General features: G+C 33.5%; 12 protein-coding genes. 1 reads left to right on the forward strand and 11 read right to left on the reverse strand.

Annotated features, from left to right (window positions below; genetic code table 11):
• Positions 1–6: 6 nt before the first annotated feature.
• From anmK to bsdE14_RS05590, 6 genes are all read right to left on the reverse strand, one after another.
• Positions 7–1,170, reverse strand: a complete 1,164-nt coding sequence (gene anmK / locus bsdE14_RS05565; RefSeq protein ID WP_350339557.1) for an anhydro-N-acetylmuramic acid kinase AnmK — start codon at positions 1,168–1,170, stop codon at positions 7–9.
• 46 nt (positions 1,171–1,216) lie between these two features.
• Positions 1,217–3,889 carry a sigma-54-dependent transcriptional regulator gene (locus bsdE14_RS05570; RefSeq protein WP_264848973.1) on the reverse strand — a complete coding sequence of 891 codons (2,673 nt, stop codon included), beginning with the start codon at positions 3,887–3,889 and terminating at the stop codon, positions 1,217–1,219.
• 13 nt (positions 3,890–3,902) lie between these two features.
• On the reverse strand, positions 3,903–4,193 hold the full coding sequence (locus tag bsdE14_RS05575; RefSeq protein WP_264848974.1) for a hypothetical protein: 291 nt from the start codon (positions 4,191–4,193) through the stop codon (positions 3,903–3,905).
• Between the two features lie 11 nt (positions 4,194–4,204).
• A complete protein-coding gene (locus bsdE14_RS05580; RefSeq protein ID WP_264848975.1) occupies positions 4,205–4,510 on the reverse strand; it encodes a PTS lactose/cellobiose transporter subunit IIA in 306 nt (101 codons plus the stop codon).
• A gap of 77 nt (positions 4,511–4,587) precedes the next feature.
• The gene (locus bsdE14_RS05585; protein ID WP_264848976.1) at positions 4,588–5,892 is read right to left on the reverse strand and encodes a PTS sugar transporter subunit IIC; all 1,305 of its coding nucleotides are present in this window, start codon (positions 5,890–5,892) and stop codon (positions 4,588–4,590) included.
• Between the two features lie 19 nt (positions 5,893–5,911).
• Positions 5,912–6,220: a PTS sugar transporter subunit IIB gene (locus bsdE14_RS05590; RefSeq protein WP_264848977.1), complete on the reverse strand. Its 309-nt coding sequence runs from the start codon at positions 6,218–6,220 to the stop codon at positions 5,912–5,914.
• A 391-nt stretch (positions 6,221–6,611) separates the two neighbouring features.
• On the opposite strand from bsdE14_RS05590, the gene bsdE14_RS05595 reads away from it, so the two are divergent.
• On the forward strand, positions 6,612–9,185 hold the full coding sequence (locus bsdE14_RS05595; protein WP_264848978.1) for an FAD-dependent oxidoreductase: 2,574 nt from the start codon (positions 6,612–6,614) through the stop codon (positions 9,183–9,185).
• A gap of 268 nt (positions 9,186–9,453) precedes the next feature.
• Here bsdE14_RS05595 and bsdE14_RS05600 read toward each other — a convergent pair whose 3' ends face one another.
• Genes bsdE14_RS05600 through bsdE14_RS05620 form a run of 5 tightly spaced genes read right to left on the reverse strand, consistent with a single transcriptional unit; the run spans position 9,454 to position 14,205 of the window.
• Complete coding sequence (locus bsdE14_RS05600; RefSeq protein WP_264848979.1) at positions 9,454–10,908, reverse strand: APC family permease; 1,455 nt, start codon at positions 10,906–10,908, stop codon at positions 9,454–9,456.
• Positions 10,909–10,955: 47 nt separating this feature from the next.
• Positions 10,956–11,642 (reverse strand): sugar phosphate nucleotidyltransferase, encoded by a 687-nt coding sequence (locus bsdE14_RS05605; protein ID WP_264848980.1) that lies wholly within the window; start codon positions 11,640–11,642, stop codon positions 10,956–10,958.
• Positions 11,605–12,864 (reverse strand): phosphotransferase, encoded by a 1,260-nt coding sequence (locus bsdE14_RS05610; protein ID WP_264848981.1) that lies wholly within the window; start codon positions 12,862–12,864, stop codon positions 11,605–11,607. The genes bsdE14_RS05605 and bsdE14_RS05610 overlap by 38 nt, the downstream gene beginning before the upstream one ends.
• Positions 12,831–13,223: an NTP transferase domain-containing protein gene (locus bsdE14_RS05615; protein WP_264848982.1), complete on the reverse strand. Its 393-nt coding sequence runs from the start codon at positions 13,221–13,223 to the stop codon at positions 12,831–12,833. Before bsdE14_RS05615 ends, bsdE14_RS05610 begins: the two co-directional genes overlap by 34 nt.
• 19 nt (positions 13,224–13,242) lie before the next feature.
• Positions 13,243–14,205: an NTP transferase domain-containing protein gene (locus bsdE14_RS05620; RefSeq protein WP_264848983.1), complete on the reverse strand. Its 963-nt coding sequence runs from the start codon at positions 14,203–14,205 to the stop codon at positions 13,243–13,245.
• Positions 14,206–14,273: the final 68 nt, after the last annotated feature.

The raw sequence follows: 14,273 nt of genomic DNA on the forward strand, positions 1-14,273 counted from the left end.
AATCTTTTACTTTTGTCCAATCCAGCTTCTTCTTCCTGGGGTTATGTTACCAAGTACTACTCTTTCCTTTGCACCAGTAGCTCCTATTACATTGCTGCAGCTGCCATTTAAGGTTTCATTAGCAAGTACTGCAAAGGCTATAGCTTCTTTAGCATCAGAAGAATATCCTATTTCCTCTTGAATCATTACCTTACACTCAGGCAGGTATTCTTTTATCATCTTTACAAGTGTATTATTATAGCTTCCTCCACCGCCTAAAATCACTTCATCTATAGGGCATTTTTCAAAAACAAACCATCTATAATTATCAGCAATAGATTTTGCTGTAAAGGCAGTTACTGTAGCTATCAAGTCTTCAGCTTTAAGATATCCCCACTTGTGAAGAAGCTTATCCACAAATTGACTCCCAAAAAGCTCACGACCTGTGGTTTTTGGTGGAGCTGCTTTAATATATTCAATTTTCATAAGCTCCTCTAATAGCTCTTCGTTAACCTTACCTGCAGCAGCTATTTCTCCACCCTTATCATAGCTTACACCTTTAAGTCTTTTAGTAACTTCATCCATAATCATATTACCAGGGCCTGTATCAAAGGCATGCATATCATCTAAGCTGCAGTTTTTAGGCAGTATTGTCACATTTCCTATGCCGCCTATATTTTGAAGTGCTCTATTCTTATCGGATTTATATAAAAGGTACTCTGTATAAGGAACTAGTGGAGCTCCTTCTCCTCCTGCTGCCATATCCATAGTTCTGAAGTTTGAAACCACAGTTGTTCCTGTCTCATAGGCTATTACCGCTGGTTCCCCTATTTGAAGTGTAGATTTTATAAAGCTTCCATAAGCTCTTGGTATATGAAAGGAAGTTTGTCCATGAGAACCTATGAAATCTAGTCTTTCTAGTGGAATTTCTGCCTTCTCGCATACCTTTTTAACTGCATCTGCGAAAAGATAGCCTAACTTAAAATTCAAACTGCATATTAGCTCCACTGAGGATTTATCAAGGGTAAAGGAATTTCTTATCTCTTCTTTAATATCTTCAGGTATTTTTTCATTAATGAATTCAATAAGCTTTACCTCAGTATTTTCAGCAAAACCTTCAATTTCAACTAGTGCCGCATCTATACCGTCTAGTGATGTACCGGACATAAGTCCAACAGCATACTTTCCCATAATTTTCACCCTCCTATTTATTTCTATGGTTTAAATAAACCAATTCTTATAAATTAATCAATATCTCTACTATATTTCCTAAGTCATTGCTGTCAAATTCTATTTCTAAGGTTGACTCTAAATCCCTAAGTCCATCCTTTAGATAGATGTATATATCTTGATGTCTTGCTAAAATTAAATCTAAATTTCTGCATTTATCTCTTTCTTCCCTATTTATAAGTCTTTGAACTAGGCAGCCAAAGTGCATTAGCAGTCCATTTAATTTTTCGCTATCTAAGTGTATTTCAAACACATATTTTATAGTTGAAATTATCTCCATAAAGCTATTTACAATATAATCAGCATGCTCTAGCTCCAGATAATCCATATAAATGCTTTTTATATTTCTTATAAGCTTCTCATCGTTAATATGCTCTTCAAAATCCTCACCCATGAATTCCTTAAAAAACTTATCCATAGGTATATAATCAATTCCATCTATTTTCAAGTCAAAGGCACTTATAATTGATACAATATTTGTATCCTTTCTTATGTTCTCAATTGCCTTTTTAAATTCTTCTTTGTCCTTTATGCTCAAATTAATAACTTCATATTTATCCTTACTAAATTTACTATATATAATTTCCTTTAGTTTTTGTGCAGTCCCTTCACCTGTTGAGCAAGCAGTAATAATTACTTCCTTCTTTTGTTTTACAGGCTCTCCCATAAAGCTTCCTAAGTATCTGCTTTCAAAATCTACTGATTTAACTATTTCCTCTAAGCTTTGATTCATAAGAGCCTTTCTTGTAGCTTCAATAACAATTGCAGTAGTAACCATATCCACAGCATTGACTTCAATTCCTGTGCTGCTTTTAATTATTTTGTCAAAGAATTTAAGTGAGCCCATATCCACTAAAAGTATGGCCCCTACCCCCTCTTGCTTTTCCTTTATAAGCTCTTCTATTTTATGAAGTGCAGTCTCTGGCTTCATGGAAAGCGGCATATCAAAACCTGTAGCATGATTTGTATTTAAAAGCTGATTTGTAACCTCAGCCATGGAAGAAGCTGTACTGTTTCCATGCATAGCAACTATTACAGCTACTCTGCCCTCTGTTTCCTTTATATCCGCTGCAAAAAACATAGTAATAAAGCCTATTTCATCCATTGGTACTGTTACCTCATACTTTTGCTCTAGTTTTTCACACAGCTTCATGGCCATCTTAAATTCTTCCGGATACTTTCTTCTTATTTCATCAATTTTAGGATTTTCAATAATTCTACCTTCCCTTATTCTTCCAAGAAAAGTATCTATGTGAACCAAAAGCCCTAAAAAAGTATTTTTCGAAATTTTTCTCTTTAATTTATATTCAGCGAGGTACATGAAATTGTTCAAAAAGTCATAAAGATCATTATTTACTATTCTCTTTATATCATCTTCTCTGGAATGATTTTTCATCCTAGATAGATAATTGTTTATGAAGTTTTCAACCTCATTTGAAATTTTATTCTTGATTTCTTCTTCTTGAAGACCTTTTTTCTTTAACTTTTCTGTTCTGGTTTCTATAAACTCATAAAGGTTTCCAGAAAGACTATATTTGTCTTCTACACCCTCATTGTTTAGTTCTATACTGCTGCTTATTTTAAGCTTAAGATCCTTAGTACTAACTTTTTTTGACACTAAAAGCCCAGCCCTTACTTCATCTGAAAAGTCCTCTAGCTTAATCTTTACCCTATGCTCAGTAAACATAGTTCTTAGAAAAGCTTTTGCACAGGCAATTTGAATATGGCTTTTCAGCTCACCAATATTATTGGGACATTCATAGTTTAAAAGCGCTATAAAAGCATCCTCTTCCACTTCAACTTTCTTTCCTATTCTTTTTGATTCCTCTTCAAAAAAGTTTTCAATAAGGCTCACTCTCTCATCTACTGTTCTCTCTCGAAGGCTTGGCAGAGAGATTGTTACTGGTATTCTTCTCTTAAAGGTCTTTAATAATGATGACTCAATATTTTCAGTAGTGGCACATATAATCATAGTACTGATGCTTATTTCCTTAGTACTTCCAAGCGGTATATATTTACCTTCATCTATGAGGGTAAAAAGCATTTCCTGCCCCTCAGCTGGAAGCCTATGAACTTCATCTAAGAACAATATGCCATCTCTAGCTTTTTCTATAATTCCCTCTCTATCCTCTGAAGCTCCTGTATAAGCTCCCTTTTTAACTCCAAAAAGGTGTGCTACTAGAAGCTGTGGATTGTTTGCATAATCAGCACAATTAAACACAGCAAAGCTAAAACTGTCCTTAATTTTGTTTATTTCTAAGGCGTATTTAAACATACATTTAGCAAAGTAAGATTTACCAACCCCTGTTTCTCCCACAATAAGAGTATGAAGTCCCCTTGGAGGGTATACAATTGCAGCTTTTGCTAGGGCTATAGGGTGTTTAAGACTTGAATCCTTACCTATAATAATTTCAAATATAGAGCTTTTTTCTTGCAGCTCTTTACCTTCAATTTTATCACTATTATTCAAATCATTTACATAATAAAGTACAGGCCTGCCTTCGCTCTTAGAAACAACTCCTTCTCTAACAAGCTTTCCAAGTTCTCTGGCCACATTAGTCCTTTTCATATTAAGGAGCCCTCCTAAATATTCAGTACTAATACCTAAAACACTTCCCTGTTCTCTTAGCTGCTTGCTGCACTGTTCTCTTAGTGTGTTATAAACAATCTCTATCTTCAATATTTATCCCGCCTTATTTGTTTTTCTTATAATCTATTATACCCCTAACTTCATTATTTTCTAATTTTATCCTTGTTATTTCAAAAAACATTATACACATTACACAGAATATTAAAAGGAGTATATTCCATACAATAGGATTAATATTATCAAATACTAGTGAAGGTATAATTAAAATAAGTGGAGCTGTGCCTCCCACTATCCATCGATTAACATTAAACTTTTTAAGTACTGCCTTTGTAAAATACACTGAACCTAAAAACATGGCTATTATAAATATTATATATAGTACTTTTGATATCATAAATATCCCCTCTATTTATTGTGGATTATTTTTAACATTTCTACCATTTGCTCAATAAGATTTTTCTCTGCAATAGCAGTCATAAGCTGATCTTGAGCATGTACCATTAACAGCGACATTTTTAAGTCTTCACCGTTAAGTTCTGCTTGAATAAGTTTTGTTTGAGTATTGTGTGCCAAATCTAACTCATCTTGAGCCCTTTTTAATAGCTCCACTGCTTTTTGAATTTCTTTTTCTCTTGCTGCCTTTAGTGCATCATATGCAAACCCTCTTGCATCTCCACCATGTGATATTATTTCAAAGATTTCCTGTTCCATCAGATTACCTCCATAATGTTGTTAATTCTAGCCTTTTTATGGCACCAAGGCATTTAGCCTCGGTGCCTTAATATTATTTAAGCTGCCTCTGACTGCTGTTCTTCTGCAATCATCTTCTTTTCATATGCCTTAAAGAATGGATAGTAAATTACTAGTGCTACAGCAATGTTGATTACTACAAGTACTGCTGCTCTCCAGTCTCCTCTAGTTGCCATATATGCTCCTATAGGTGCTGGCAGTGTCCAAGGAGCTATAATTGAAACCCTAGCCACAAGTCCTGCTGCAGTAGCTGCATAAGAAATTACAGCATTAACTACTGGTGCTAAAATAAATGGTATAGCTAGAATTGGGTTCATAACTAATGGAGTACCAAATATTAATGGCTCATTAATATTGAATAAACCAGGTATTATAGAAAATCTTCCTACTCTTTTTAGATATTCTGATTTTGAGAAGCACATTAGCATTGCAAGACTTAATGTTGCTCCTGCTCCACCTATCCATATAAACCATTGGAAGAATGGCTCTGGTGCTATATTTGGAAGAGCATGTCCAGCTGCTACAGCTGCTGTATTCTGATCAAGAAGTACAAGCCATACTGGTCTAACTAATGAACCTATAACTGACATACCGTGAACACCGGCTGCCCATAAAACTGTGATAAATAGAACTGGTACTATAACTCCACCTAAGCTGTTTCCTGTAGCATTTACTACAGGTCTAAATAAATTCATTATAGCCGTTTGTATATCGAAGTTTAACCAAACTCTTATAAACCAAATTACAGTTATAATTACTGCTGCTGGTATTAACGCTTCAAAGGATCTTGAAACAGATTCTGGAACCTGTTCAGGCATTTTAAGTGTAATATGGTATTTCTTTAATAGTCTTAAAGTTTCAACTGCAAAAATCATACATATAATTGCCACAAACATACCGGAACCACCAAGGTTACCCATTGGAAGTACCCATCCCATAGGAGCTCCGCCAGCAACTCCTGCCTTAGTAGCATTAGCAATAAATGCATCTGCATTCATTGGAATAACTGTAAGAAGAAAAGCTGCCAGTGATAGAACACCACCGCTTACTCCATCCAGCTTATAGGATTTAGCCAGGCTATATCCCATTCCATAAGCTGCATAGAGCGACATGAGCCCCATAGTTATTCTAAAAGGCACCATTATTTTACCCACATTTGGCTTTACTGCCTCTGCCCAAGCTGGTACTGGAGGCTGCGCAATAATTAAGAAAAATGAACCTACAATAATTAATGATAGCGTAGAGATAACTCCGTCTCTTATAGCTCTTAAGTGTCTTTGTTCAGATAATCTTGCCATTGGCGGCATAAACTTTTCTTCAATCCATTTTAAAAACCTTTCCATCCCTTTTTCCTCCTATGCTTTATCTTACGTATTTTTTTATTTGTTCTAGAACCTTTGGTGCTCCTATTGGTGTGTATCCCATTGGTACAATAAGCTCTACTGGTACATTAACTGCACCTGCAGCTTCCTGAAATACTGCAAGTCTATGCTTTACTTGAGGTGCTACAATAGCTAAGTCATATCCACCTGATTTAAGCTCATCCTCAAATTCCCCAGTACCAACAGCCTTTATTTCTAGCGGAAAGCCTTTTTTATCTGCTTCTTGCTTAATAGCCTTAACTACTATAGAACTAGACATACCCCCAGAACAAACCATCAAAACTTTCATTTGTTATTCCTCCTTAGATTATAATTATTTATCATGTTATATGTATATTTATATAGCAATTGTCATGCCAACTTTAAAAATTGGTGAAATTGCAAGGTTTTAAAAATAGTGTATCATCTTTTAAGATAAACGATACACTATTTTTTTAGTGTTTTGATACAGTTTTAATGAATTTTGTTACACTTTTTTATTAATAATAATACTGAATACATATACTGTATAGATTAGAACTTATTTTTACTTTCTCCTTTTCGGATTATTTCAATAAGTTCCCTAAAATGTATTGATTTATTTCCATTTTTATATTATAATTATCTACAAATAATGATTGTTATTTAACAAACAATATCGGATTTTTTATATAAATTTTAATAGTAAAGGGTGATTTTTTATGTTAAAAGCTTTAGAGGTAAAAAAAGATATACATTGGGTAGGATCACTGGATCCAGAGCTTAGAGTATTTGACATTGTAATGTACACTCCTTATGGAACAACTTATAACTCTTATGTAGTTAAAGGAAGTGAAAAAACTGCTATCTTCGAGACTGTTAAAGAAAAAACATTTGAACAATACCTTGAAAGACTTAAATCACTAAATATTAACTTTGATGAGATAGCTTATATTGTAGTGGACCACACAGAACCAGACCATGCAGGTTCTGTTGGCAAGCTTTTAGACTATGCTAAAAATGCCAAAGTTGTAGGTTCAGCACCTGCAATAAGATTTTTAAAACAAATAGTAAACAGACCTTTTGAAGAGATAGTTGTTAAGCATGGTGATACACTCAGTCTTGGAAATAAAACCTTAAAATTTATTGATGCTCCATTTTTGCATTGGCCAGATTCTATATATACTTATATAGAGGAAGATAATTTACTTTTAACCTGCGACTCCTTTGGAAGCCACTATTGCTTCGAAGGTATGTACAATGACTTAATTCCAGAAGATAAAAGATCAGAATATATGGAGGCATTAAAATACTACTACGACTGTATCATGGGACCCTTTAAAACTTACGTATTAAAAGCTCTTGATAAGATAAGCAAACTTAAAATAGATACTATATGCACTGGTCATGGACCAATATTAAGAAAAAACATTGAAGAATACTTTGAACTCTACAGAAAATGGAGTACAGAAGTTGCACCAGCAGATGGAAAGACAAGAGTAGTGCTCCCCTATGTAACTGCTTATGGCTACACTGAACAGCTTGCTCAAAAGATTGCTGAGGGTATAAAATCTCAAATTAATGATGCTATTATTGATATGTACGATGTAATCTACCACAAACAAGAGGATATACTTGAAAAAATATACTTTGCAGATGCGGTACTCTTTGGTTCTCCAACTATTAACGGAGATGCCTTAAAGCCAATCCTAGATATTCTAACAATTATGAACCCACTTGTTCACGGCGGCAAGATTGCAGGTGCCTTTGGTTCTTTTGGATGGAGCGGTGAAGCAGTACCAAATATAGAAGCAAGGCTTAGAGCCCTAAGAATGAAGCTGGTAACCCCTGGTCTTAAGATAAATTTCAAGCCTAACGAAGCTGAACTTGAACAGGCCTTTAAGTATGGTGAAAGTGTAGCACTTAAAATCAAGGAAGTTCAAAGTAAAGGTGTTAAACCTTTAGATCGTTCAAACGTTAAGCTTTGGAAATGTATAGTTTGTAATGAAGTATTCGAAGGAGATATGCCTCCTGAAGTTTGCCCAGCATGTGGTGCAGATAAATCACAATTTATAGAAGTAAAAAAGGAAAAACTAGAATTTAAAGTATCTAAAAAAGAAAAGTACGTTATTATAGGCAATGGCGCTGCAGGCTACTACTCTGCAGATGCTATTAGAAAGAGAAACCCAGAAGCAGAAATACAAATTATATCCGGTGAAAAAGCTCTTACCTATTATAGGCCTCAGCTATCGGATTTACTAGTTGAGGAAATAAATGAAAAGAGATTTTACTTATCCCCAGAAAAGTGGTATGAAGATAAAAATATAAAACTACTTCTTAATACATGGGTGGAAACAATTAATAGTGAAAAAAATACTGTAACACTACAAAGTGGAGAAGAAATAAGCTTCGATAAGCTAATAATTGCAACAGGAAGCTCAAACTTTATACCTCCTATTACTGGTGTAAAAAAGCAAGGCGTATTTACTCTTAGAGATATAGATGATTTAAATAATATTAAAGCTGAAATGAAGAGTGCTTCAAATGCAGTAGTAATTGGCGGAGGCATACTTGGAATCGAAAGTGCTGCAATGCTTAAACAATCTGGCCTTAATGTAACTGTAGTAGAACTAGTTCCTAGACTTCTTCCAATTCAACTTGATAAGGAAGGCTCAGAGCTCTTTGAAAGTGAAATTCAAGGTTTTGGTATAACTACACTAAAGGGAGAAGCTGCAGCAGAAATCCTTGGAAATGAACATGTAAGTGGTGTTAAGCTAAAGAGTGGAAAAATTATTGATGCTGATTTAGTAATCTTCTCTGTTGGAATAAGACCAAACAAAGCTCTAGCTGAAAAAGCTGGAATAAAGGTAGACAGAGGCATAATTGTAAATGAGCATATGGAAACCAGCAGTCCTAACATCTATGCCTGCGGTGATGCAGCTCAAGTTAATAATAAGGTATATGGCAACTGGCCTGCTGCTATAGAAATGGCTAAAGCAGCTGGTGCTAATGCTGTAGGTGATACAGTTTCCTTTAAAGATTTTGTCAACTCCACAATATTCAGTGAATTGGGCTTAGAGCTGTACAGCATAGGTGAAATTCCTGAAGCAAGTGCAGAGATAATTGAACTTGGCAGTAAAGATGAGTCAGCTAAGATATATAAAAAATTATTCTTTAGAGATCATAAGCTCATTGGAGGTATTCTCTTAGGTGACAAGTCCAAAGCAGTTAAATTGAGTAATGCTATTAAAACTGGCGACACCCTAGCAGAAGTTTTAAAGAAAGGTATACTGTAAACTATCATAAATCTTCAAAGTAACAAAAATAACAGTCTAGTACTCCAATTAATACCAGACTGTTATTTTTATTATTCTATATTAATAAACAAGTAATATTAACGCCCTGACTTTCTTAGTTCAATTAACTATAATTGCCGTTCTCTAATTTAGCATTAATATAAAAATATCTATCTAATCACTATAATACTTATATGATATATTATTCTATGATTATAGTGACCTATTATTAATACATAATTGCTATAGAATTGGAGATATAATTAACTTAAATAACATTTGATTCCTCAATAAAAAGTTCGGAGTTCTCATTTCTATCATTTGTCTTTATTTTATTTTTAAAATGTGCAAAATATATAATACCACCAAGTATCGCCAAACAGATGTTTACAACTGTAGCACTTCTAAACTCAATAGGTATTGATAGTACTCCTAACGCAATCAGCTGCCATACAATAGTTATTATCAAGAGCGGAGTAGCTAACCATCCAAGGTTAAAGTTATTTTTCTTAAACTTTATATTTTTTCTAACGCTCGCGTAGCTTATTAGTGTTATGAGATAATATACGCATGGAAGCGCTGCTGAAGCTATTGCCAAAACTGTTGGAGTTGAAAAAATTGTGAACATTACTCCACAAGCCCAAAGTAGAACACAAGCAGGGATTGGTATCCCACTTTTCTGGTCTACCTTTTTAAAAATGCTGCTTGCAAAGAAGGCGTTATCTCTTGCCATAGCGTAAACTGTTCTAGAAGCAGAGGTCATAAAAGCTAATCCACATGCAAAAATAGAAACAGTTACAACAATTAAAAAGAGCTTTCCAATTACAGAACCTAAATTTGACTCTATGATTAAAGGTAATGGTGAACTTGATGAATACACTGCAGGTAAACTTTTAATACTAAGCACTGCTGCTATAAGGAATAATGTACCAAAAATTGTACTCAAAACAATAGATGCAACCATAGCTTTTGGAATATTTTTTGACGCATTATGAGTTTCTTCACTCATACTAGCAGCTGTTTCAAATGCGACAAGTGTATAAAAGCCCATGAGTGATGACATTAAAAAAGGTATGAGTAAGGAATGTCCAGAAACTGTTGGATTTACAGCTACAAGATTGCTAACTGGCGCACCATTTCTAAATGCTGCAATAGCTAATACAACTGTTAAAAGTAAAATCCCAACAGATTCCGTAACTACAGAAGCACTTGTTATTACTGAAGATAATTTAACACTAAATACATTTAATATTAATTGCAATGTGAGTACTGAAACTCCAACAATGGTAATAAAATGTGGCGTAGCCTCTACACCAAATAAAGATGCTAAAACTGGACCAAGCGAACTACTTACAGAAGGTATAATAACTATTAAATAACAGAAAGTAATCCAACCAACAAACCAACCAAGGCCTTTTCCATAGAATTTAGATACCCATAAGTAACATTGACCTGTAACTGGCATAAGACTAGACATTTCACAAAATATTAAAGCAATTAATGTTGAACCAAGACCTACTAAAGGAAAAGTCCATATTCCTAATGGACCAATTGTTCCTAATACAAGCCCAAAATTCTGAAAAGTTCCAGTAGTAATTGATATAGCAGAAAATGCTACAGCAAAGGCTCCAAAAAACTTAATTGTTCTTTTTAATTCTTGTTTATAGTTAAAACTCTTTAAAGCATCAGCATCAGTATTAAAATTGTCATTCCCATTTTTCATAAATTTATTTCCCCCATTAATTTATAATTTTAAATCTTTATTCTTTACTAATTTTCATTGATATACTGTTCAGCCTTCTCTAGGTCCTCTATGCAATCAATCTCAAACCAATCATTTGATCCTATCTTCTTAATATGTACATCTAACTCCGGAATTATCTTTCCTACCACATCATCCCAATATACCTTCTCAAAATTGCCTGTCTCAATTACTTCTTCTAACTTTTGTTTTATGAATAATCCATCCTTCTTGGACCAATATGATATCCCAGACATTATATAATCTGTGCCTGGACCAACTTCAATTTCATATACCTTTCCTGTATTATCAAAATGTAACTTCCATTCACTGCTGAAATTTTCTTTTATACCTGAAAAATATGTGGAATTTGATAAATTACTCTCAAAATAGTTTCTTGCCATATAAACATCTGCCTCTGTAACATAACTATCCTGTAGATATTCTCTTACAATATACATCGTATACACATTATTAAAGGTATCATATTTATCATTGTATATTAATTTCACTCCATACTTGTCTTTCAGATACTCAAATTTTTCTTTCAAATATCCTGTGACTAAAATAATATCATCTATACCCTTTTCTTTTAAAAACCTAATTTGTCTTTCAGCCATTGGTTCTCCAGCAACCTTCACCAATGATTTAGGCGTTTCATTAGTTAACGGTCTGAGTCTAGTGCCCATTCCAGCTGCTAAAATTATTGCTCTCATCCTTATCCCTCATTTCTAAATACTTATTGATATTTCTTCCCCCCCTATTATATCTTTCCTGTGCATAGTCAAACAAATAGTCATCACCCTTAGCTGCTGCCCACATACTCCAGAACATATCCTGCATAATCTTATGAATATGTAATTTTAATCTTTCGTCCGATGTAGGTTCTTTTCCAAAATACTTTCTTAAGAATAAATCTTCTTCGTCCTCTGAGAAACTGCATTCAAGACTAACTGCAGCTAAATCATAAAGCGAATCGTAATTTCCACTATATTCCCAATCAATGAGATATATCTTGTCTTCCCCGCTTTTAATAAAGTTTTCAGGGAGCGTTTCCAAATGACTTGGTGCATAATCCATACCCAATTTCTCTAATACATACTTTAAAGGCATGAATGTTTCTTTCATTTTATAATATCCTTCAAAAACTTTTCCATTTGCACTAATAAGAGCATCCTCATAGAATATAGTTCCTTTAAATGGATCAAAGGTATCTTTGAAGGTTCTTCCTGAGTCATGCAGTTTTCTAAGAATCCCAGCCATCAGTTCCATGTTATCTTCCCTTTTCCCTGTAGTAGGATTCAATGTTTCAGCATTTTCAATAAACTTAGTTATTTTAAAGCCGGTATTTTCATCAAAATATATTGTTTCACTGTCTATTCCAAGCTCATAGGCTATAGTAGAATTCATCTTCTCATTAAGTCTATCTATGAACTTTCCAGTCCCGTTACCAGGTACTCTAGCAACATATTCTTTTCCATCCATAACTACTTTGTAGTTTTTATTTGTTAATCCTCCCAGCTTTTCAATTTTTCCTATTCTAGATGGATCTATATCTAGAATTTCAGTCAGCAGATTCTTGACATATTGTTTTCTTATCTCCATTTCTTTTCTTTGGAGCTTTGGATAAATAGTATATCTTAGATTTTTATAATGCTCCGAATTATCTAATTCACTCCAAACCAAATCATCAATTTTAACATATCCTATATTGAATTCATTAGTTATATTTAATAAAACATACTCATAATTCAAATAAGGGTTCTTATTAGATGTAAAATCCTCCAACATTCTTTCATATGCTTCAATTGATATTGCAGATAACCCAATAAACTCTCCATCAACTTTGTTTAACTGATGTATATCTTTAGATATTCTAAAAATATGGTTGTTTCTTATTTCTACTAAAGCTTCATCCCCTGAGTCACTACCATACAATTTCTATTCTCATTTTCAAGAATAGTGCTTACAGCTCTTTCTTCAAAAACCATATCGCTTTCAATCAATAAAAAGTCCCCATCTACAAATTTCTTCGCAAGAGCTAAGGAATGCATTGTTCCAGTCCATTTATATTTTTCATTGTATACAAGGTTTAAATTCTTTTTCTTAGCAAGTTCTTCATAATACTCTTTTTTAAAGCCTGTTATAACTGTTATTTTTTCTATGCCATTAGCATTTAAAATAGTTATAAGCCTTTCAATCATTGCAGAATCTTCTAGTTCTAAAAACCCAACTGGCCTATCAAAACACTTTCTTTCACCAGCTCCTAGAATAACGGCTTGTCTAATCTCAAGCATTTTGATTCCCCCTTAATTTCTACTTATCATATATCTTTGGATATATATAATTAATTAAATTATTGTAATGCCACTTAGTATCAATTTCACTCCATACGAGATCCTCAATTTTCACATATCCAATGTTGTATGTTCTTGCCATATCTAATAAAAGATATTCGTAGTTAAGATATGGATTTTCGTTATGTTTAAATTCTTCAAGCATCTTATTATAAATATCTATAGATAGTTTAGTTATACCTATCATTTCACCATCAACCCTATTAAACTGATGAATATCCTTTGATAATTTATATAAAAATCCATTTTTTAACTCAACAAAAACTTCATCTCCAGAACCACTTGATGTAGTTATTAAGGCACAGTCTCTATTTTTATTATTTAAAACTTCACGTATAGCTCTGTTCTCAAATACCATATCCCCTTCAATAAGCAAAAAATCATCTTTGATAAACTCCTTTGCTTTGGAAAGAGAAGCCATAGTGCCTGTCCATCTATATGCCTCATTATGAACAAGTTGAACATCATTGTTCTTCGCTAATTTTTCATAGTAGTGGCTTTCATAACCAGTGACTATTATTATATTTTCTATAGCACATTCCTTAAGCTGATACAGAAGCCTCTCTATTACATTGATTTCTCCTAAAGGAAGGAAGCCAATTGGTTTTTCAAATTCCGAACGTTCTCCAGCTGCTAAAATAACAGCATAATTAATTTTCTTCTCAACTTGCTGAGATACAAGCATCTTCATATTAGCAGCGCCCTTTATATATTCCTCAAGAGCTTCAAGTGCCTTTTCGTTAAGTAAATAGCTTGATTTTCTAGCATTTTTCTCAACTCTAATATAATCTTTTTCTAAGAGATATTTTATTATGGAGTTAGACTTTCCTATTGAAATTTCAGCTTCTACTGCAATTTCCCTTTGGCTTATTTTACTGCGCTTATTTATTATCTCTAAAACTTTTAGTTCTTTCTCCAACATTCTTAAACAAATCTCCCTATATAAGATTATTTTTGCATTCATTATTTGAACATATTCATTTTATCACT

The sequence above is a fragment of the Clostridium omnivorum genome (genome assembly GCF_026012015.1).
Lineage (GTDB): Bacteria > Bacillota > Clostridia > Clostridiales > Clostridiaceae > Clostridium_AX > Clostridium_AX omnivorum.

Coding starts and splice junctions, on each gene's coding strand:
- anmK (WP_350339557.1), bottom strand. CDS start 1,170: ATGGGAAAGTATGCTGTTGGACTTATGTCCGGTACATCACTAGACGGT.
- bsdE14_RS05575 (WP_264848974.1), bottom strand. CDS start 4,193: ATGATATCAAAAGTACTATATATAATATTTATAATAGCCATGTTTTTA.
- bsdE14_RS05580 (WP_264848975.1), bottom strand. CDS start 4,510: ATGGAACAGGAAATCTTTGAAATAATATCACATGGTGGAGATGCAAGA.
- bsdE14_RS05585 (WP_264848976.1), bottom strand. CDS start 5,892: ATGGAAAGGTTTTTAAAATGGATTGAAGAAAAGTTTATGCCGCCAATG.
- bsdE14_RS05590 (WP_264848977.1), bottom strand. CDS start 6,220: ATGAAAGTTTTGATGGTTTGTTCTGGGGGTATGTCTAGTTCTATAGTA.
- bsdE14_RS05595 (WP_264848978.1), top strand. CDS start 6,612: ATGTTAAAAGCTTTAGAGGTAAAAAAAGATATACATTGGGTAGGATCA.
- bsdE14_RS05600 (WP_264848979.1), bottom strand. CDS start 10,908: ATGAAAAATGGGAATGACAATTTTAATACTGATGCTGATGCTTTAAAG.
- bsdE14_RS05605 (WP_264848980.1), bottom strand. CDS start 11,642: ATGAGAGCAATAATTTTAGCAGCTGGAATGGGCACTAGACTCAGACCG.
- bsdE14_RS05615 (WP_264848982.1), bottom strand. CDS start 13,223: ATGCTTGAGATTAGACAAGCCGTTATTCTAGGAGCTGGTGAAAGAAAG.
- bsdE14_RS05620 (WP_264848983.1), bottom strand. CDS start 14,205: ATGTTGGAGAAAGAACTAAAAGTTTTAGAGATAATAAATAAGCGCAGT.